Source organism: Aeromonas sp. 2MA4, assembly GCF_029237305.1.
In the GTDB taxonomy this organism is placed as follows: domain Bacteria; phylum Pseudomonadota; class Gammaproteobacteria; order Enterobacterales; family Aeromonadaceae; genus Aeromonas; species Aeromonas salmonicida.
Window position 1 is genome coordinate 12,641 of sequence record NZ_JAACFY010000030.1, and the last position, 19,602, is coordinate 32,242.

Annotated in this window: 22 protein-coding genes and 1 pseudogene; 12 read left to right on the plus strand and 11 right to left on the minus strand. The window is 58.5% G+C overall.

The genetic code is table 11. The features are described from left to right. Positions 1–63: 63 nt before the first annotated feature. A pseudogene (locus GWQ31_RS21045) lies at positions 64–541 on the minus strand (hypothetical protein); the annotation flags it as partial. A 416-nt stretch (positions 542–957) separates the two neighbouring features. Between GWQ31_RS21045 and srlA the strand changes: the two are divergent. The 6 genes from srlA to GWQ31_RS21075 all read left to right on the plus strand — a co-directional run bounded on the left by srlA (position 958) and on the right by GWQ31_RS21075 (position 5,068). Beyond that, positions 958–1,515, plus strand: coding sequence for a glucitol/sorbitol-specific PTS transporter subunit IIC (gene srlA / locus GWQ31_RS21050; RefSeq protein ID WP_005318636.1), 558 nt, complete (start codon positions 958–960; stop codon positions 1,513–1,515). A 20-nt stretch (positions 1,516–1,535) separates the two neighbouring features. Next, positions 1,536–2,525 (plus strand): PTS glucitol/sorbitol transporter subunit IIB, encoded by a 990-nt coding sequence (locus tag GWQ31_RS21055; RefSeq protein WP_275910207.1) that lies wholly within the window; start codon positions 1,536–1,538, stop codon positions 2,523–2,525. A 27-nt stretch (positions 2,526–2,552) separates the two neighbouring features. Then, the gene (locus GWQ31_RS21060; RefSeq protein WP_017413165.1) at positions 2,553–2,915 is read left to right on the plus strand and encodes a PTS glucitol/sorbitol transporter subunit IIA; all 363 of its coding nucleotides are present in this window, start codon (positions 2,553–2,555) and stop codon (positions 2,913–2,915) included. A gap of 81 nt (positions 2,916–2,996) precedes the next feature. After that, positions 2,997–3,776 (plus strand): sorbitol-6-phosphate dehydrogenase, encoded by a 780-nt coding sequence (gene srlD / locus GWQ31_RS21065; protein ID WP_058395280.1) that lies wholly within the window; start codon positions 2,997–2,999, stop codon positions 3,774–3,776. An 82-nt stretch (positions 3,777–3,858) separates the two neighbouring features. After that, entirely contained in the window at positions 3,859–4,215 is a 357-nt protein-coding gene (locus GWQ31_RS21070) for a transcriptional regulator GutM (protein ID WP_005318643.1), read from the plus strand. A gap of 88 nt (positions 4,216–4,303) precedes the next feature. After that, complete coding sequence (locus GWQ31_RS21075) at positions 4,304–5,068, plus strand: DNA-binding transcriptional repressor (RefSeq protein ID WP_234593007.1); 765 nt, start codon at positions 4,304–4,306, stop codon at positions 5,066–5,068. A gap of 234 nt (positions 5,069–5,302) precedes the next feature. On the opposite strand, the gene glnE is transcribed toward GWQ31_RS21075, so the two are convergent. The 6 genes from glnE to GWQ31_RS21105 form a co-directional block, all read right to left on the minus strand. Beyond that, a complete protein-coding gene (glnE, locus tag GWQ31_RS21080; RefSeq protein WP_275910208.1) occupies positions 5,303–8,185 on the minus strand; it encodes a bifunctional [glutamate--ammonia ligase]-adenylyl-L-tyrosine phosphorylase/[glutamate--ammonia-ligase] adenylyltransferase in 2,883 nt (960 codons plus the stop codon). Positions 8,186–8,416: 231 nt separating this feature from the next. Next, positions 8,417–8,863, minus strand: coding sequence for a GNAT family N-acetyltransferase (locus tag GWQ31_RS21085; protein ID WP_125608748.1), 447 nt, complete (start codon positions 8,861–8,863; stop codon positions 8,417–8,419). A 71-nt stretch (positions 8,864–8,934) separates the two neighbouring features. Next, the gene (gene chrA, locus GWQ31_RS21090) at positions 8,935–10,089 is read right to left on the minus strand and encodes a chromate efflux transporter (RefSeq protein WP_275910209.1); all 1,155 of its coding nucleotides are present in this window, start codon (positions 10,087–10,089) and stop codon (positions 8,935–8,937) included. A gap of 98 nt (positions 10,090–10,187) precedes the next feature. Then, on the minus strand, positions 10,188–10,631 hold the full coding sequence (locus GWQ31_RS21095; protein ID WP_017411818.1) for an NUDIX hydrolase: 444 nt from the start codon (positions 10,629–10,631) through the stop codon (positions 10,188–10,190). 295 nt (positions 10,632–10,926) lie between these two features. Further along, entirely contained in the window at positions 10,927–11,931 is a 1,005-nt protein-coding gene (locus tag GWQ31_RS21100; RefSeq protein ID WP_275910210.1) for an NADP-dependent oxidoreductase, read from the minus strand. After that, positions 11,928–12,374, minus strand: coding sequence for an organic hydroperoxide resistance protein (locus GWQ31_RS21105; RefSeq protein ID WP_275910211.1), 447 nt, complete (start codon positions 12,372–12,374; stop codon positions 11,928–11,930). The genes GWQ31_RS21100 and GWQ31_RS21105 overlap by 4 nt, the downstream gene beginning before the upstream one ends. Before the next feature lie 143 nt (positions 12,375–12,517). Here GWQ31_RS21105 and GWQ31_RS21110 point away from each other — a divergent pair, with 143 nt between their 5' ends. The 3 genes from GWQ31_RS21110 to GWQ31_RS21120 all read left to right on the plus strand — a co-directional run bounded on the left by GWQ31_RS21110 (position 12,518) and on the right by GWQ31_RS21120 (position 13,678). After that, complete coding sequence (locus GWQ31_RS21110; protein WP_005318661.1) at positions 12,518–12,943, plus strand: MarR family transcriptional regulator; 426 nt, start codon at positions 12,518–12,520, stop codon at positions 12,941–12,943. 35 nt (positions 12,944–12,978) lie between these two features. Beyond that, positions 12,979–13,215 (plus strand): hypothetical protein, encoded by a 237-nt coding sequence (locus tag GWQ31_RS21115; protein WP_275910212.1) that lies wholly within the window; start codon positions 12,979–12,981, stop codon positions 13,213–13,215. Between the two features lie 145 nt (positions 13,216–13,360). Beyond that, positions 13,361–13,678: a hypothetical protein gene (locus GWQ31_RS21120; RefSeq protein ID WP_275910213.1), complete on the plus strand. Its 318-nt coding sequence runs from the start codon at positions 13,361–13,363 to the stop codon at positions 13,676–13,678. Positions 13,679–13,845: 167 nt separating this feature from the next. Here GWQ31_RS21120 and GWQ31_RS21125 read toward each other — a convergent pair whose 3' ends face one another. Both GWQ31_RS21125 and GWQ31_RS21130 read right to left on the minus strand, forming a co-directional pair. Continuing rightward, positions 13,846–14,322, minus strand: coding sequence for an Lrp/AsnC family transcriptional regulator (locus GWQ31_RS21125; RefSeq protein WP_042865581.1), 477 nt, complete (start codon positions 14,320–14,322; stop codon positions 13,846–13,848). Between the two features lie 308 nt (positions 14,323–14,630). Continuing rightward, positions 14,631–15,254: a metalloregulator ArsR/SmtB family transcription factor gene (locus tag GWQ31_RS21130; protein ID WP_265463129.1), complete on the minus strand. Its 624-nt coding sequence runs from the start codon at positions 15,252–15,254 to the stop codon at positions 14,631–14,633. A 270-nt stretch (positions 15,255–15,524) separates the two neighbouring features. Here GWQ31_RS21130 and GWQ31_RS21135 point away from each other — a divergent pair, with 270 nt between their 5' ends. Then, positions 15,525–16,763, plus strand: coding sequence for an MFS transporter (locus tag GWQ31_RS21135; RefSeq protein WP_275910214.1), 1,239 nt, complete (start codon positions 15,525–15,527; stop codon positions 16,761–16,763). Positions 16,764–16,903: 140 nt separating this feature from the next. Then, positions 16,904–17,725, plus strand: a complete 822-nt coding sequence (locus tag GWQ31_RS21140; RefSeq protein ID WP_275910215.1) for a Cof-type HAD-IIB family hydrolase — start codon at positions 16,904–16,906, stop codon at positions 17,723–17,725. Positions 17,726–17,865: 140 nt separating this feature from the next. Here the strand turns inward: GWQ31_RS21140 and GWQ31_RS21145 are convergent, their stop codons facing one another. Next, positions 17,866–18,429, minus strand: a complete 564-nt coding sequence (locus GWQ31_RS21145) for a DUF2799 domain-containing protein (RefSeq protein ID WP_005318675.1) — start codon at positions 18,427–18,429, stop codon at positions 17,866–17,868. Positions 18,430–18,634: 205 nt separating this feature from the next. Between GWQ31_RS21145 and GWQ31_RS21150 the strand changes: the two genes are divergently transcribed. Next, a complete protein-coding gene (locus GWQ31_RS21150; RefSeq protein WP_155603040.1) occupies positions 18,635–19,474 on the plus strand; it encodes a 2OG-Fe(II) oxygenase family protein in 840 nt (279 codons plus the stop codon). Here GWQ31_RS21150 and GWQ31_RS21155 read toward each other — a convergent pair. After that, positions 19,471–19,602 (minus strand): integrase core domain-containing protein (locus GWQ31_RS21155; RefSeq protein ID WP_265462392.1); only part of this gene is annotated, 132 nt, incomplete at its 5' end. The two genes, GWQ31_RS21150 and GWQ31_RS21155, sit on opposite strands and share 4 nt — an antisense overlap.

Sequence of the window (19,602 nt, forward strand, 5' to 3'; positions counted from 1 at the left end):
CGGATGGTGGTTGCAACAAGGGGCGCTGAAGCGCCCCTTTTCATTGATCCCGCCGGCCTTGTTTCACTCCCCCAACAGCCGTTGCCAGACAGCTCCGTTCGGTCAGCAACTGGTTGTCACCCACTTTGCGGGAGGTCTCCGGGAGATTGCGGTGATGGCCCGGGTGGCGGATCTCCAGATAGGCGTGTTTCAGCCCTTTCGTCTGCTCCAAGGGGATGCCCCCCATGACAAACTCGGTCATCGCCCTAGATGGGACGGGTTCGTACACCAGCCTGCTGGTTCTGCTCTCATAGGCGCAGGTAGAACGGGCGGCTGTCGATGGGCTTGTGCCCGTCTTTGTCGATGTCGGGGTTGCCGCCGTGCAAGAACACCAGGCCCGAGCCGTAGCCGAGCACGATACCGCCAATCTTGCCATAAGCCACCACGGCGAAACCGCGTTGCTCTCTCACAGCCACTTCGGGCGGTATCCCGTAGCGTTTACTCATCTTGGTCCAGCGGCCTGATTGACCACCAAGGCATCAGTCGTGGCGCTCTCATGCAGGGTTTGCAGGCTTCACTGCTCAGCTTGAAGCCCAATAAGTGCGCCCGTTTTTCAGTGAATTGCCATTTAGTTGAACGATGGGAGCTAGCTTTGATTTTCAATATGAAAAATTCGATAGATGTAGAATTGCTGCTGTAACGATTCAGCTTGTTGTGTTTAACAATTTTTGAGATTGTCAGCCTTAGCTTGCTCACCACAGGTGGCATCGTTAGTGAAACTCAAGGGTAAAAACGGAAAAAGTGCTACTGAAATCACACATTGAAAATCATTTTGTGAAAATTGCCTTTCATTGTGAAAGTATTGGATTGCTGGGGTCGCACGCTATCAAGGAAGCAGCCAAACCCCCGTCACACAGCTGAAGTCATCCACATTCTGTGTGCCCTTATCAACCACTGGAGTTACTTGAGGACTACACCATGGATATCATTATTCATGCAGCGGAATGGTTCATTGGACTGTTCCATAAAGGAGGTGAGGTATTTGTCGGCATGATGACTGGCATTCTTCCCTTGCTCATATCCCTGATGATCGCAATGAATGCCTTGATTGCATTCATTGGTCAGGAACGAGTGGAACGCTTGGCCGCAAAAAGCGCTGGCAATCCCATTTCCAGATATTTGATACTGCCGGTCATTGGTACATTTGTTTTTATGAACCCGATGACCCTCAGTTTGGGGCGTTTTCTGCCTGAACGATATAAGCCATCTTATTATGCAGCAGCCTCCTACAGTTGCCATTCGATGAATGGTCTATTTCCTCATGTTAATCCTGGTGAGCTGTTCGTTTATCTGGGGATCGCAAGTGGGCTGACTCAGCTTGGTTTGCCATTGGCACCTTTGGCCATGAGTTATTTATTGGTTGGCATGATAAGTAATTTTTTCCGCGGCTGGGTAACAGATTTGACGACGGCATTTGTTGAGCGTCAGCAAGGGATTTATCTTAGTGGCGAAGTCAATATTAAAGTCACTGCTTAAGTTCACTCAGGAGTTTCATCATGGATAATGTACTCTATATAACAAAAGGCGCTTCGGGTTGGGGTGGTCCATTGATTGTGCCGATCAAGCCTGGCAATAAAATCCTGTATATCACGGCAGGTACCCGCCCCGATATTGTTGACAGAATGGTAGAACTGTCCGGCATGGAGGCGGTGGATGGCTTCAAGTCTTCTGTGCCCGAGGAAGAGATCGCAGTCGTCATCATCGACTGTGGTGGTACGCTGCGGTGTGGTCTCTATCCTAAAAAGAAAATTCCTACTGTGAATATTCATTCCACCGGTAAAAGCGGGCCAATGGCACAATTTATCGTTGAGGATATTTATGTTTCCGGAGTCACGCCTGATAATATCAGGTTGAAAAATGCCAGCGGGGATGTGTCTACAGAGGCAGCCCCACAGACCTTGGTTCAGAATGCAGATAAACCTCAATATGACAGTAGCAAAAAACTGAGTGAGCAAAGTGACAGCTTGCTTGCAAAAATAGGGATTGGCATGGGCGGAGTCATGGCAACCTTCTTTCAGGCTGGTCGGGAAACCATCAACACTGTCATCAACTCCATTATTCCCTTCATGGCATTTGTATCAATGTTGATTGGGGTAATACTGGCTTCTGGAATCGGTGATGTGATAGCGCATGCACTTATTCCGCTAGCTCAGAATCCGGTTGGTCTAATCATACTGGCACTTATTTGCTCTTTTCCGTTCCTCTCTCCCTTTCTTGGGCCTGGGGCCGTTATTGCACAAGTCATTGGTGTCTTGGTCGGAACCCAGATTGGTTTGGGTAACATACCGCCTCATCTGGCATTGCCCGCTCTGTTTGCTATCAACGCCCAGGCTGCTTGTGACTTCATACCGGTTGGGCTAAGCCTGGCAGAGGCAAAACCAGACACGGTACAGGTTGGTGTCCCATCGGTACTTTATTCCCGTTTTCTAACGGGAGCACCTACGGTTGCTTTTGCCTGGTTTATTTCATTTTTCATTTATCAGTAATCACGCTTGTAGAGAAGGACACAGACAATGCTCTATCGGACGCAAGTAACTCAAATTGGGGAATTCGCAACAGAATCACTCAATGAAAATATGATGATTATCTTCAATGACAATGCACCAAAGGATGTCGCTGACTATTGCTTCATTCATCCAGATGCCGAGTTGAATGGTGAGATTCTGGTAGGTGGACAATTTTTATTAGGCGCAATCAGCTATCCCATTACGGCGGTTGGCTGTGTAGTAAGCCACAACCTTGATGCATTGGGTCATATTACCATTCGATTTGATGGCGCTTCAGAAGCTGAATATCCGGGGACTGTCCATGTCAATGGCACATGCCCAAAGGCTCTGGAGATTGGCACAGAAATCATATTTACATCGAATCACTGAAAACTCACACCCCCTCTACACATTATTGAGTTTGGTCGCTCTGATGTAGAGGAGGGTGAGATACAACCTTGGGAGAATAACATGTCTAAAGTGGCGCTGATAGTTGGTAGCGGTAAAAGCCTGGGAGCTTTTCTGGCCAAAGGGTTGGCTGATGATGGCTATCGTGTGGTCGTCGCCGATCTGGATGGCGAGGCTGCCCGGAAAACAGCGGATGAAGTGGCTCATGACCATGGTGCAGAAAATGTCATGTCGATTCAGGCCAATGCCATTCAGGAAGCAGACGTCATCCGTATGGTAAACGCCATTGATGAGCGCTTCGGTCGTATCGACCTGCTGGTATACAATGCGGGAACGGCTACCGCCGCCAAGATCGACAGCTTTCCTCTCGCTGATTGGCATCGCTCACTGGATATCAACCTGACAGGTTATTTCCTTTGTGCAAAAGAAGTGGCGCGGATCATGATACGGGAGTCTCACGGTGGTCGTATCATCCAGATAAACTCCAAATCTGGCAAAGTGGGTTCCAAGCATAACTCGGCTTATTCAGCTGCAAAGTTTGGTGGCATAGGGCTGACGCAATCTCTGGCTCTGGATCTGGCAGAGCACAACATCACAGTGCATTCACTGATGTTGGGAAACTTGCTCAAGAGTCCCATGTTCCAATCGCTAAAACCCCAGTATGCGGTAAAGCTCGGCATTCCAGAGGATCAAGTGGAACAGGCTTATATCGACAAAGTTCCCCTCAAACGTGGCTGTGACTTTCAAGATGTACTCAATGTGTTGAAATTCTATGCCAGCGACAATGCTTCTTACTGTACTGGCCAGTCCATCAATATTACTGGTGGTCAGGTCATGTTTTAAGTCCATCATGGCTTGTCACCAGATATTTCGGCAGTGCATGAGGCACTGCCGTTTCACTTTATTTTCGTCAGTGAGGTAACTAATGGATACGGTAAATGCCTTGATTTTTGTTGCATTGACTGCATGGATTTTGCAAATGGTCTTGGGATTTTTCCAATTAAAATCTTTCAACCGTATGTTGCAGGAGCTGAGCCGAAAGGGAGTGGTCAGGATAGGCCGAACAGCTTCCCGTTGGCGGCCACGCACCCTGGTGGTACTCGTCCATGATGCAGAAGGCGTGATCCTTGATGCTCGCCTGATGAAAGGGATCAGCACCTTTACACGCCCCAAGCCACTAACCGCGTTATTGCACGCCAGTTTGCCCCTGAGTGAGCAGGATGTGACTGGGTTATCTCCCTCCATTCGGGAGGCGATAGCGTGCGCTTTATCAACTAAGTGACGTTTTTCCTGTACATTTGTTTTCATTTTGAAAAAATGGAGGTAGATTCCTGAACTGGTCAGACTTTTAATCACTGTGAGAATCCTGAATGTCTATAGAAACTCGACGCGATATGCTGGTTCGTTATCTACGTGAAAATGGCAGAACGTCAGTGAAGGAGCTGGCTGACTATTTCAACATCACAGGAGCCACAGTTCGTAGCGATCTTCGCTTTCTGGAGCAGGCACAGCTGGTGATGAGGCGTTATGGCGGGGCGGAGGCATTCAATGGTGCCGCTCTGGAAGACCGTACCATGGACGAGAAAACCACGCTCAATTTGAACATCAAGCAGCGTATCGGGGCCAAGGCTGCCAGCCTTGTGCAAAATGGTGAGTCAATCGTGCTCGACAGTGGCAGTACCACCTTGCAGATGGTGCCCTGGCTGGCTGAACATGTCGGACTCAAGCTGATGACCAACAGCCTGCACATCATGAATGAAGCGGCAGCCCTTGAGAGCTCCCTGACATTGCTGATGCCAGGCGGCACCTATCGCAAACGCTCCGCTTCCTTTCATGGCAAGTCGGCCGAGCAGGCTTTTCGGGACTTCACCTTCGACAAACTCTTTATCGGCGCCGATGGTTTTGATGTTGAACAGGGGATCACCACCTTCAACGAGGCATATCAGGTGAGTCAGGCCATGTGCCAGTCAGCGAAAAAGATCATAGTGGTGACCGACTCCTGCAAATTTGGCCAGCGAACCCCCAACGTGGTCGTGCCGATCGACAAGATAGACATCATCATTACCGACCCCGGGATTAGCGATTCGGACCGTCAGGCACTGGAACGACAGGGTATCGAGATCTTGCTGGTTTGAGGCCCGATCCAGGGTAGTGGCCTCCAGAATATGCCTGAGAGGAAGGTATCGGCTCTCAGGGACGGAATCATGACTCCGTCGATTGGCCTGTGCGCGCTGCTGAAGATATACCGCTTATGCTGCCGACTTTTATCGAGCTGGCCGCAGGGCGATAGGGCCAGATGCCACCGACCATACCGGAAAGTACAAGGGGCGCTGAAGCGCCCCTTTTCATTGCTCCGGCCAAGCCTTGCGTCACTCCCCCAACAGCAGTTGCCAGACCGCCAGCACATGGCCCCGTTCGGTCAGCAACTGGTCGTCACCCACCTTGCGGGAGATCTCCGAGAGATTGAGGCGATGGCCGAGGTTGCGGATCTCCAGATAGGCGTGTTTCAGCCCTTCCGCCTGCTCCAGGGTGAGCACTCCCGCCATGACGCACTCATCGAAGATACGCACGTTATCGGACCAGCGGGTCAGGGCCTCGGGTTCGCCGTTGGCGTGAGCCAGCACCAGATACTGGGCGATGAACTCGATATCCACCATGCCGCCGGGGGATTGCTTGAGATCGAACTCCCCCTCGCCGGCCTTGAGCAGGTGATCCCGCATCTTGTGGCGCATCTCGCGTACCTCGCGGGCCAGGGTCGGCAGCTCGCGCTCCTTGGCCAGCACGGCGCGGCGGATCCTCCCAAACTCGGCGATGACGGCCTCGTCCCCGTAGATGGGGCGGGCCCGCACCAGCGCCTGATGCTCCCAGGTCCAGGCTTCTTTTTGCTGGTACTGCTCATAGGCAGAGAGGGAGGAGACCAGCAGCCCCGAGTCGCCTGAGGGACGCAGTCGCATGTCGATGTCATAGAGGATGCCTGACGGAGTGCGGGTGCTGAACAGGTGCAGGATCCGCTGGGCCAGGCGCAGGTAGAACTGGCGGCTGTCGATGGGTTTGCGGCCGTCGGTATAGCTGTTGGGATCGCCGCCGTGCAGGAACACCAGATCGAGATCCGAGCCGTAGCCGAGCTCGATACCGCCCAGCTTGCCATAGGCCACCACGGCGAAACCGCGTTGGCCGGTCACAGTCACTTCGGGCGGAACCCCGTAGCGTTCGCTCATCTGGGTCCAGGCCTGATTGACCACCTCTTCGGTGATCGCCTCCGCCAGCCAGGTGAGGTGGTCGCTCACCTTCATCAGCGGCAGTGCGCCGGCGATGTCGGCCGCCACTATGCGCAAGAGCTGCACCTGCTTGAACTGGCGCAGCGCCTCCATCTGCTGCTCGACGTCCTCTTCGGGGATGCGCAGCAGGAACTGGCGCAGCTGGGGCTTGTACTGATCCAGCGGGGTCGGGTGGTAGAGGTGCTGGGGATCCAGCAGCTCATCCAGCAGTATGGGGTAGCGGGCCAGCTGCTCGCTCACCAGATGGCTGGCATCGCACAGCCGTACCAGCTGGCGCAGGGCGGCGGGGTTCTCCGCCAGCAGTTGCAGATAGGCGCTGCGGGTGAAGATGCGGGTCAGCAGCTCGCACACTCGCTCGAACAGGCGGGCAGGCTCACGGCTTGCCACCACCAGTCGCAGCAACTCAGGCATCAGCCAGTCCAGGGCGATGCGCCCCTGCGGGCCCACCTGGCGGCGCTTGTACTCCTCCTTGAAGCGCAGCAGGGCGGTGCAGAGCGGAACCGGATCCTGGACGCCCTGAGCGACGAGCAATGTCTCCAGCTCGGCAGCATCGAGTTCGGTGCGCCAGAGATCGAGCCAGAGTTGTTCCAGATGGGCGGGGGCCTCTTTCTCTTCGCCTACCACGGCGGCGAACTCCTGATGAACGGCGGCCATCTCCTCATCCAGATGGGCCATAAAGGCGCTCCAGTCGGCAAAACCCAGGGCGGTGAGCAGCCGCAACCGATCACGCTCCTCGGTGGGCAGAGTCTGGGTCTGCTGATCGCCGATTTCCTGCAGAATGTTTTCGACCCGACGCAGGAAGCGGTACGCCACCAGCAAGCGGTCGCAATGAGCGGATTCGAGGGCGCCGCACTGGGCGATGGCGGCCAGCGCCTCCGGCAGGTGGCGCACCCGCAGCGCCGGCTCGCGACCGCCGCGAATAAGCTGCAGCGCCTGGGCGATAAACTCCACCTCGCGAATGCCGCCGGCCCCCAGCTTGATGTTGCCCTCCAGCCCTTTGCGGCGCACCTCGGCGGCGATCATCGCCTTCATCTGGCGCAGGCCGTCGATGACGCCAAAGTCGATGTAGCGGCGAAACACGAAGGGGCGCAGCATTTCGGCCAGCGCGACCGCGTGCTCGCACTGGGGGCCCAGCACCCGCGCCTTGACCATGGCGTAGCGTTCCCAGTTGCGGCCGTGGTGCTGGTAATAATCCTCCATGGCGGCAAACGAGATGGCGAGCGGGCCCGCATCGCCGAAGGGGCGCAGCCGCATGTCGACCCGAAATACCTGACCATCCTGGGTGGGCTGGTGGAGGGCGTTGATCAACCGTTGCCCCAGCTTGATGAAGAAAGGCTGGTTGGCGAGTTCGCGCCGTCCGCCGACCGTGTAGCCATTCTCGGGGAAGGTGAAGATAAGATCGATATCCGAGGAAAAATTCAGCTCACCGCCGCCGAGCTTGCCCATGCCGAGGATCAGCAGCGGCTGCGGGTTGCCATCCCCGTCCATGGGGGTGCCCAGCTCGCCGCACTGCCTCTCGTAGAGCCAGTCGCGGGCGGAGCAAATCAGGGCATCCGCCAGTTTGGTGAGATGGATAAAGCTCTCTTCCACCGCCGCGTGGCCCAGCAGCTCGCGCCAGGCGATCACCAGCATGCGGCTGCGTCTGAACTGGCGCAGGATGCGCTTGAGCGCCTCTTCATCATCCACCTCGGCGAGCAGGGCGGTCAGATCGCGCTGATAGGCGGGCCAGCGTTCTGACCGCTCGAGATCCCCCGAGGCGAGGATCTGCGTCACCAGTTCAGGCTGCTTGATGAGCGAATCGGAGACAAAATCAGAGAGGCCAAGCAGGGTCAGCAGGGTCTGGCGAATCGCATCGGGCAGGGCGCCATAATCGGGCGCCAGCTCGATCAGCCGTTGCCACTGGCGCTCGGCCTGATCCTGCAGCAAGGTCGGGAGAGAGGAGGGGAGGGAGAGAGAAGCAAAATGCTGGGCCACGGTTGCCGTCCTTGTGGTTAACGGGTCTGCAGAGTGAATGAAAATCCTGGCAGCCAATCTAGCACTGTCGCGCGGCTCGTCACAGTACGACAGAGGTCAATTAGACCAGGGGGGTCAGTGACCTGCCCCAAGGGCAATCAAGTCGCGGACACCCTCATCAGGCACTGTCACGCCCCTGCGACACAGCGCAGGGGCGTGCTGCATGGCCACGAGCCACCTGCGTGGCAGAGCTCAAGGGCGCAGATATATCTCGGGATCGTACTTTTCCATCAGGCTGGCCGGTTTGCGCGGCGGCTCGAAGCCAAAACCGGCATAGAGGCCGTGGGCATCGGAGGTAGCGAGGGAGAGGCGGCGCAGTCCCTGCAATTGCGGGTGAGCCAGAATGGCCGCCACCAGCGCCTTGCTGTGGCCCCGGCCGCGATGAGCGGGCAGCACGAATACATCCGCCAGATAGCCGAAGGTGGCCCTGTCCGTGATGACCCGGGCGAAGGCCACCTGCTGGCCTGCCACGTAGCCACCGAAACAGAGGGAGTGGTTGATGGCTCTCTGTACCGTTGCCTGTGGAATGCCGAGGCACCAGTAGGCCTCCTCGGACAAAAATCGGTGGATCAGCGGCACGTCTAGCCGCCCCTTGTCGTCGCTTATCTCCAGTTGGGAGTGATCTTGTGGGTGCTGCATCCTGGCTCCTTGCCGTCACATGAATAAGAAAGGCCCCTGACGGGGCCTTCCAGTTTACTCAAATCGCGGCATCAGGCCAGCAGCATGGCGGCGCCCACCAGCAGTCCCGCAAGGGCCAGAATGGGCAGCTTCAAGACGCGCAACAGATAGAAGCCGATGGCGGCGAGTGCGAGATCGCTCGGGGCCTGCACGGCGCCCAGCCATACCGGCTGGTAGAGGGCGGCCAGCAGCAGTCCCACCACGGCGGCGTTGATCCCTGTCACTGCACCTGCCAGCCGGGGGCGGGCCAGCCAGCGCTGCCAGCTTGGCCCCAGGGCCCACAGCAGCAGAAAGCCCGGCAGGAACAGCGCCAGGGTCGCCAGCAGGGCGCCAAGCAGTGGTGTCGTTGGCAGCAACTGGGCACCAAGGTAGCTTGCCAGTGTGAACATGGGGCCGGGTACCAGCTGGGCCAGACTGTAGCCGGTCAGGAACTGTTGTTGAGTGAGGGTATGGCCCACGCTCTCCTGCAACAGGGGCAGCACCACGTGGCCGCCACCGAATACCAGGCTGCCCGCCTGATAGAAATCTGCGACAAGGCGGCTGACGGAGCCGTGAGCCAGCAGTGGCAGGCCGATAAAGAGCAGCGCAAAGAGGAGCAAGGCAGGCCAGTGGGGCGGGTGGGCGACAGGGGGGGGAGGCTGCGATGAGATCGGCGTTGCCGGTTGCTGCGCACTGAACCGGGCACAGAGCAGGGCGGCACCGAGCAAGAGGCCTAGCTGGGTCAAGAGCCCGGGTTGCCACCAGAGTACTGCGGCGGTGGCCACCATGACGCCTTGTTGCAACTGTGTCTTGCAGAACTGTCGGCTCATGGTGAGCACCGCATCCGCCACCACCACCAGTGCCAACAGCTTGAGGCCGTGCAGGGCGGCCTCAAGCCATACATTGGCGGTCAGCTGTCCCAGACCGATGGCGGCGGCCAGCAACAGCAGGAACGAGGGCAGGGTAAAGCCGACAAAGGCGGCCAGCGCCCCCGTCAGGCCGGCCCTGTGGCGCCCGATGGCAAAGCCGAGCTGGCTGGACGCGGGGCCCGGCAGCAATTGGCACAGGGCCAGCAGCTGGGCAAACTCGGCCTGACTCAGCCAGCCCAGTCGCTCGACGAAGGTGCGCTGGAAATAGCCGATATGGGCGGCGGGCCCACCGAAGCTGACACAGCCCAGCCATAGAAATTGAATGAATACCTGCCCCATGTCATCACTCCCTTGTTGTCCTTGTCGAGCCGGTTGGGATGATATGACAAAGTGGTGACTTTTTTATGACAAATCAGGGGGCTGATGGCAGGCCATGGTCACTCTGTCGGCTGGCCTGGTTGTGGCAGATAGCAACGACCGGCCAGCCAGCAGGCTATCGATTGGCGACTGGCATCGAAGTGGGGCTCTGGCAGGTTGCGGGGATCACACCATATCCAGCCCTCGCATTTTTCCGGCTCCAGCAGTTGTGGCTCGCCTTCCACCCGTGCCAGCAGGGTGACGGAGATGTAGTGCAACCCGCTCTCGCGCCAGGTCTCCAGGTTGTTGGTGACGGCGATGACGCTGGGCGCCGTGATGACGAAGCCTGTCTCCTCCGCCACTTCCCGGATCGCCGCTGACTCGAAGCTCTCCCCCAGTTCCAGATGGCCGCCTGCGATGGACCAGTAGGGGGCATGGCTGCCCTTGCGCTTGCCAAGCAGCACCTGGCCCTGACTGTTGGTCAGGATAACGCCGACACCGACGCGGGGGTAGAGAGTAGACATATACGAGGCTCCTTGCGTGATTAGGTGGGACAAACGGGTTGGTCAAGATAACACTGTCATCGACCACCGACGCGGGGATAGAGAGTGGACATATGCGAGGCTCCTTACTGTGGTTATGTGGGACAAACGGGTTGGTCAAGATAACACTGTCATCGACCACTGACGCGGGGGTAGAGAGCGGACATATGCGAGGCTCCTTGTCGAAACGGGATTGCACCATAAAAAACGGGCCCACCTTAGGTCGGTTGGGCCCGTCATGCAAGTTGCTGGCTGTGTGATGGTTCAGTCCGGTGACTTAGTCCAGCTTGACCAGCATCTTGCCGGTATTGCGTCCTTCGAACAGACCGATGAAGGCCTGCGGCATGCTGGCCAGCCCCTGATAGATGGTCTCCTCGGCTTGCAGTGCACCGGCCTCGAATGCCGGGATCACCTCGGCCAGAAACTCGCCGTAGTGCTGCCAGTGATCAGACACGATAAGCCCCTGCATGGTGAGGCGTTTGCGGATCACCTGAGAGAGGTTGCGCGGGCCGCTCGCCTCGCCCTTGCTGTTGTACTGCTCAATGAGTCCACACAGCACTATGCGACCGTGTACCGCCATGTTGTTGAGGGCGGCATCCAGCATGGCGCCGCCCACGTTCTCGAAGTAGACGTTGATGCCTTCCGGGGCGAGTCGCGTCAGCTCGGCGTCGAGATCCGGGGTTTCACGGTAGTTGATCACCTCGTCAGCCCCCAGCGTCTTGAGGTAGGCGACCTTGTCGGCCGAGCCGGTGGAACCGATCACTCTGGCCCCCGCCCGCTTGGCGAGTTGCACCACCATGGATCCGACCGCGCCTGAGGCCGCCGACACCAGCACGGTTTCGCCGGCTTGCAGCTTGGCGATGCGGTTGAGCCCGACCCAGGCGGTCATGCCCGGCATGCCGAGGGCTCCCAAGAATAACTGGGCTGGCAGTGTTGTGTCGGGCAGGCGAGTCAGCTGATCGGCCTTGGCGACCAGTCTATCGCGCCAGCCCAGCATGCTGCTCACCCGATCACCAACAGCAAAGTCGGGATGGCGCGAGTCCTGCACAGTGCCGATGGCACCGCCATCGAGCGCACTTTGCAGGGCAAAGGGCGGTACATAGCTCTTGGCCTCTGTCATGCGACCGCGCATGTAGGGGTCCACTGACAGCCATTGGTTGGCGATCAGCACTTCCCCTTCCTGTAACTCGGGCAGCGCGACCTCGGCCTGGATGAAATCGTCCTGACTGGGCATACCGACCGGGCGGCGCAGCAGCTGGATTTGATGACTGAGCAGACTCATTGTTTTTCCTCCAGTTCGATATCGTTTAGCCGCAGGCGGGTGACGACATTGCCCCGCATGGCATTTGAGAAGGGGCAGGTCTGGTGGGCCAGCCGCACTAGCTGCTCGGCCTGCGCCGTCTGTTCAGGCTGCGCTGCGGCGAGCGCCACGTCCAGCGTGATGGCAAAGTTGAAGCGGCCATCGGCCAGTGCCAGCAACTCGACGCTGGCCGTGACCGGCGCGCTGGTGATGGGCGTGCCGAGTTTCTGGGCCACGTGGATCAGGGCGTTGGAGAAACAGGCGGCGTAGCCAGCGGCCAGCAGTTGCTCCGGATTGTTGCCCTTGCCGTTGCCGCCGAGGGCGGTTGGCAGGGCCAGTGCCAGTTGCAGGCTGTTGTCCAGGGTGTGAACTTCGCCGTTGCGGCCTGCCTGGGCGATGGCCTGGGTGCGATAGAGTGTCTTCATGTCGGGTGCTCTGATTTGTTTTGCGTGCAAAGTAAAATTAGACTAGTCCTGAAAGCGAAGGTTGGCAACTGTTTTGTGTGCAAATCATTTTTCCCTCCACCTTGCTGGGGTATACTGGCCCCACTTGCCAATGAGGTGCCCCCATGAGTGAATTGAAAAAGCAGGTCTGTTTTGCCCTCTACAGCGCCTCCAACGCCGTGATGCGCGCCTATCGGCCGCTGCTGGACAAATTGGACCTGACCTATACCCAGTATCTGGTGATGTTGTCGCTGTGGGCGCGGGATGAGGTCAGCCTCAAGGAGATTGGTCAGGAGACTGGGCTGGATGCGGGCACTCTGACCCCCATAGTCAAGCGGCTGGAGAGCAAGGGTTGGCTGACCCGCACCGTCTCCAGCGAGGACGAGCGGCAAAAATGCATCTGCCTGACCGAAGCGGGGCGCCAGCTGCAACGGGAGGTCAAAGCGTGTTGCCTGGCAGACAACTTGCGCAATCAGGTGGATCTGGCCGATGCTGAACTGGCCCAGCTCAAGCAGCTCTGCGATCGCATTTCGGCGCAGCTGGGGCGCTGAGTTCGGCCGACCCATACAGCTTGAGGATCCACCCCATGAAAATCCTGTTGCCCCTGTTGCCCCTGTTTGTACTGTTGCTGACCGCCTGCAGCACAGGTTCTCGCTCTCCTTCGATGGCGATCGATGATGCCGATGCCTGGCAGGCCATCTGCAAGGATGGCACCCGGGTACGTGCCGTGATCGAAGAGGGGATCTGCGCAGATCATAGAGGCGTTGCCATGTGGACGAATAAGCCAAGAGCGGCCCGGATGGCAGAGGAAGCCGCCAAATAGTGTGATCTCGGCGCCATAAAATGACACAACCGGCCCATTGGCCGGTTTTTTTCGCGATCTCGCCTGCACTTTGCCACCTTGTTCATGGTGTGCTCACGCTTCTCTTCCCATACTGGCTCCACAGTTCCAAAAGAGGAGGGACAAGATGCAAACATCTTTGGTCGGGCTCTCCATTCTGTGGGGGCTAGCCAGTTTTGGTGTTCAGGGGGATTTCATCGAGAGCCGTGATTCCGTTGCGCCTTCCTGGCAAGCCGAGTCCAGAGTGGAGATGGAAGGTTATCTGATAGAGTCGCTGGGGGAAGATCGCTGGCTGTTCGACAATGGCAGCGAGAGTCTGCTGGTCTCCCTGCCCGAGGGGCAGTGGATACCAACCGGTGAGCGATTGCGGGTGAGCGGTGAGCCCCAGCAGGAGCAGGCTGGTTGGCTGCTGCAGGTGCAGGATGTCAGCCAGGTCGTGGTCTGATCAGACCCGGTATCAGGGCACTGGGTCGCGACATGAGCGAGCGCCAATAGATAGCAATCAATAAAGAGAGGAGGCCCCGGGGCCTCCTCTCTTCGTCAGGGGTCTCTCATGCTCCAATCCGCCTCACCTCGCGTGTCGAGGTGGACACATGGCAGCATGCTGATCCCTTACCCCAAATGGTTCAGCGGCAGTGCCGTCTTGTGCTTGATGCGGCGCAGCACGAAGCTGGAACGCACCCCGGTCACCCCTTGAATATGGGTCAGCTTGTCCAGCAGGAAGTGCTGGTAGTGTTCCATGTCCCGCACCACTACCTTGAGCTGATAGTCGGCATCGTTGCCCGTGATGAGGTCACACTCCAGCACTTCGGGCAGCTCCTTGATGGCCTTGTCGAAGTTCTCGAACCGTTCCGGCGTGTGTCTGTCCATGGAGATATGGATATAAGCGGTGAGGGTGAGCCCCAGCTGGCGGGCGTTGAGCAGGGTGACGTGGGTATCGATGAGACCGGCATCCTCCAGCGCCTTGACCCGGCGGGAGCAGGGGGAGGGGGAGAGCCCGACCAGTTCGGCCAGCTCCAGGTTGCTGATGCGGCCATTCTCCTGCATCAACTCCAGAATATGCCTGTCTATGCGATCAAGTTTCAGCATTCTCCGTTCCTCGTTGCAATTATTAATTCACTTTTACTAGATTAAGGGTGAACTATTGCAAAAACAACTGAAAATACATGCTACTTCGCAACCACTCACTGCACCGGGAGGGATACTATGGTTGCATCTTCCGGTGGCAAGACAGATACCCAACCCGGTCTCTGTGGTGAAGGACCTTACCGGGTCACACACCCCATCAGCCGTCCGACCTTATCGGGAAACGACGGGCTGGAACGAGAGCACCTCCTCCCCGAAGGCAACAAAGCAGGCATCCCGGCGCCTGCTTTGTTGTTTCTGGCATTCGGCGATCAAGGATTCGGCGGCGTGATGCGGTAGAGGCAGCGGTGATCCCCGTCCAGCAGGTATTGTTCCCGCTCCACCCTGGCCGGTGCCAGCAACTGGCGAAACATCTCCAGCTCGCTGCGACAAAACCCCCGACAGGCCCGCGCTGCGGCGCAGATGGGGCAGTGGCTCTCCCATAGCAACCAGCTGCCGTCCTCCTCCTGGCGCATATCTGCCATATAGCCCTCTCGCGTGCGCTGCTTTTTCAGCGTGGCCAGCCTGTCTGCCAGCGCAGGCTGGGTCAGCTGTGCCTGATAACGGCCCAGCTGTTGCTGCTCACGCTGCTGGATCAGTCGCTCCATGCCCACCTCGCCAAACAGCTGCTGGATATTGTCGATAAGCTGCAAGGTCAGTTCGCTGTGGGTATCGGGGAAGCGCTGCCAGGCCTGTTCGGTCAGATGCCACAGGCGCACGGGGCGGCCACGGCCGCGGGCTTCATCGCTAAAACCCACCCAGCCGTCGGATTCCAGCGCGATCAGATGTTGGCGAGCGCCCATGGAGGTCATCTGCAACTGCTCCCCCAGCGCGGCTGCGCTCTGGGGGCCGTGGCTCTTGAGCAGAAACAGTATCTTGTCGGTGCTGGCGTTCATTCGATGGCTCTCGTTATCGGCAGGTGCGCTCTGGGGGAGCTATGGCATTTTGAGCAGGAACAGGATCTTGTCGGTGCAGGTGTTCATTGAGGGCTTCCCGTTATCGACAGGTACGCCAAGGATCCAGGATATCGGAGGAGGATCTTGTCAGTACGGATGTTCATGGGGTCATTATGGATAGCGGCCGCTTTTAAATCAACAATTCACTTTACTTAATAATGCACCTTGCTCAGTATAAATAAACCAATAACTTTATTTAATGAGGCTGACATGGAAGGGATCAAGGGGCAGGCGACCCTCTGGGTATTGGTGATGACGGTGATACTGGCTATAGCGGGCTTCAGCCTGCCCTCGCCCGTGCTGGCGCCACTGATGCTGGATCCGGCGCAGGGCATGCTGACACCACAGGCGTCTGACTGGAGTCGCAAGGTGTGGCTGGGGGTCATCATGGGGCTCTACCCGCTGTTTCAACTGGTGGGATCCCCCAGGCTGGGCAGACTCTCGGACCGCCACGGCCGTAAACCGATCCTGATGCTCTGTCTGATCGGCGTGCTGGCAGGGTATGCCCTGATGGCGTTGGGGATCGTCTGGCGATCCTTGCCACTGTTGTTGCTGAGTCGGGTGGTGGAGGGATTCTTCAATGGCAACATCGCCATAGTGCAGGCGATGGCGGCTGACATGAGCACCACCAAGACCAAGACCCGCAACTTCGCCTGGATCAACATAGGCATGAACCTGGGCTGGGTAGTAGGGCCGATGATAGGAGGTTATGCGGCCGTGGTATCGGGGGATTACAGTCTGGCCGCCTGGCTGGCGGTGGCCATGACCCTGGTCAACCTGTTGCTGGTGCTCTGGTTGTTGCCCAATAAGGCCCCGGTTTCTCCCAGCCAGCAGGCGCCGTCGCTCTCTTCTCGTCAGCTCTTGCTGCAACCGGCTCTGTTGCCCTATTTCGTGCTGACCCTGCTCAGCTACGGCGCTGTGCAGCTCTATTTCACCTATTTCAACGTCTGGCTGGTGGAACGGCTGGCCTGGGATCCGGCCCAGTTGGCGCAGGCCTCGGTACTGGTGAGCCTTCCGATGATGGCGGGCTCCTGGCTAGGTGCTAGGTTCGCTCACCACTGGCGCGGCAGCAGCCTGGGGGTCGTCGGTCATCTGTTGATGGCGGCGGGCATGTTGCTCTTTATCCTGCCCAGCCACTGGTGGGGATTGACGCTCACCTTTATCCCGGCTGGCATCGGCATGAGCCTGGGGGTGCTGGCCATTTCAGTGGCCATCTCCAATCGCAGCCATGCTGAGCAGCAGGGGCAGGCGATGGGGCTCTACCGTGGGCTGAATGTGGCCGGCTCAATCCTGGCGGTCGTAGTGGGCAGTCTGGCATTGCTGGCGGGCACAGAGTGGCCCTTCTATCTGGCTGCGCTCTCAGGTGTGGTTTGTGCCATCGGTTTCTACGGTCTGCGCAAACGGGCCGATCGACGCCAGCGTCTGGCGAGCTGTGCCGAGCCGGGTTGAGGAGCCGTGGACGGGAGGGACCTGCAGTGTGCCCCGGTCAGATCACAGATTGGGGGCCCGGTCCCTGACAGGGCTTGCATCGGGGCGCCGGCTCTGGGACGGTAAGGCTCTTTGCTGATTTGTTTGAGGCTGGAGGAGCTATGAGTGAGTACAAGGCCATCGCGCTGGATATGGATGGTACCCTGCTGACCCGGGATCACAAGATCTCGTCTGCGACCCGAGCGGCGCTGGCCCAGGCGCGGGCCCACGGCATCAAGGTGTTGCTGGTGACGGGCCGCCACTTCATGACGGCGCGCCCCTTCCATCACGAGCTGGCCCTCGATACCCCCATCATCTGCAGCAACGGTGCCTACCTCTATGATCCGGCGCAGGAGAGGATCCTGGCGGGGGACCCGCTGGCGGTGGCCCCGCTCACCGAGCTGTTGGTTCAGGTCGAGGCGCAGCAGATGGGGGCCCTGTTCCACCTTAGCGAAGGGATCGGCTATATCGGCTGCGAGGATCACATCACCCGGATGCGCCACTGGTCGGCAAACCAGCCGGATCATCTCAAGATCTCCCTGCTGCCTGCGGACGATCTGGTGAGCTGGCTGAAAAATCCGATCTGGAAGCTGGAGCTGTTCAACCAGGATCCTGCCCTGCTGCATCAGTTCATGGGGGAGGTGGTCGAGGCCATGCCCTTTACCCGTGACTGGGCGGCGCCTTATGCGGTGGAGCTGGTGCAACCGGGGTGCAGCAAGGGCAACCGGCTGGCCCTGTGGGCCGAGAGCGAGGGGATTGCGATGGAAAACGTGGTGGCGTTTGGTGACAACAACAACGACATCAGCATGTTCGAGCAGGTGGGGCTGGCGGTTGCCATGGGCAATGCCGCCGCCCATGTGCAGGCCCATGCCGACCTGGTGACCGCCGATCACAACGAAGACGGGATCGCGCTGGCGTTGCAGCGCTGGGTGCTGCCCTCGTAAGGATCCGCGGCCAGAGGAAAAGGGCCATCCAGGCCGGGAAATAGCCCGGATGGCCTGTTCTTTTCGCATTCATGCCCGAAAGAGAAGGGGATCACCCGGGCCGGGAGGAGGTGCCGGCTGTACTCGGTGCAGCCCGAGTCTTAATTGCCGAAAGAGAACTGGATTACCCGATCAGGGAAGCGGATCCGGTTGTAGTCTCGGCGTAGTCCCTCGTAATGACGGATGGCCCGCTCGCGCTGGGCGCGGTAGTAGTCGCGCTGCTTGCTGTCGTTCTCGTTGCGGATCTGGCGCTCCAGCTGTTCGATATCCCGTTCTGTCTGCTGCAAGTCGCTCTTGATCTCGCTGAGCTGCTTCTCCAGCAGGTACTCCTTGCGACCGCGATCGTACTGGGTGAGGAAGCTGGCATCGTTGGGACAGACACCCAGATACTCATGACCTGACTTGGCCTTGCTGTAGGCCAGTTCAGGAATGCAGTAGAGCTCCAGCCCCTTGGCATAGCCTCGTTTCCACTCGGCTTCATCCACCTTGAGGCCGTATTCGCCACAGGTCGATACATAGTCACGGGTCGCCTGACGGGTCTTGCCCTGCTCCCCATCCTGATAGCCCAGGTTGTACCAGCTCATGGCACGGCACTCCTCTTCCGACAGCGAGCTGCAACCGGCGAGCAGAAAAGGCAGGGTCAGCAACAGGATCTTGGGGGACATAAACGGGCTCCAGCGTGGATGATGGAGGCATTCTAGTGAGGATGCAGGGTCAGGACAAGGGAGGATCTCGGGTCTTGGCTGGCGCCGTTTTTTGACGTTTTTGTCACTATTTGCGACAGGCTGGGGCGGGAGGGGCGGCTCACTTTCCTTGTGGTCATGGGCGAGGTAAACTGCGCCATCTTTTAACTGGCGCGTAACAAAAACAATGAAAGTCCTGACCGTCGATTACCGCTCGCCCGATGCGGCGCAGCGCTTCACCGAATCCCTGCGTACCACGGGCTTCGGGGTATTGACCCACCACCCCATCCCGAAAGAGCTGGTGCAGTCCATCTATGACAACTGGTATCGCTTCTTCATGAGCGAACAGAAGCAGGATTTCCTGTTCAACCGCGAGACCCAGGACGGCTACTTCCCGCCGTCTGTGTCCGAGGTGGCCAAGGGTCACAGCCAGAAGGACATCAAGGAGTACTTCCACCTCTATCCCTGGGGCCAGATGCCGGAAGCGCTCAGGGAGCAGGCGATGGAGTACTATCGCCTCGCCAACGATCTGGCCGCCGAGCTGCTGGGCTGGGTGGAGCAATACACCCCGAGCGACATCGCCGCTCACTACAGCTGCCCGCTCTCTTCCATGATTGAAGAGAGCCAGAAGACACTGCTGCGGGTGCTGCACTATCCGCCGTTCGACGGCACCGAAGCGCCGGGTGCCATCCGCGCCGCCGCCCATGAAGACATCAACCTGCTGACTATACTGCCTGCCGCCAACGAGCCGGGCCTGCAGGTGAAGGGAGCCGATGGGGAGTGGATGGATGTGCCCTGCGATTTTGGCACCCTCATCATCAACATCGGCGACATGCTGCAGGAGGCCTCTCGCGGCTACTACCCCTCCACCACCCACCGCGTCATCAACCCGACCGGCGGCAGCGCCAGCAAGTCCCGTATCTCCCTGCCGCTGTTCCTTCACCCGCGGCCGGATGTGGTGCTCTCCGAGCGTCATACCGCCCACAGCTACCTGATGGAGCGACTGCGGGAACTGGGGGTTATCTAGGTGTGTAAACCCACCAGGTTGTTCACAGATTGAAGACGACTGATGGGGGGCTTATAGCCCAGACTTGCATGAGGACGATGCCAGTTGTACTCATGCAGCCACGGTTGCAGGTGTTCTGCCCGTTGCGC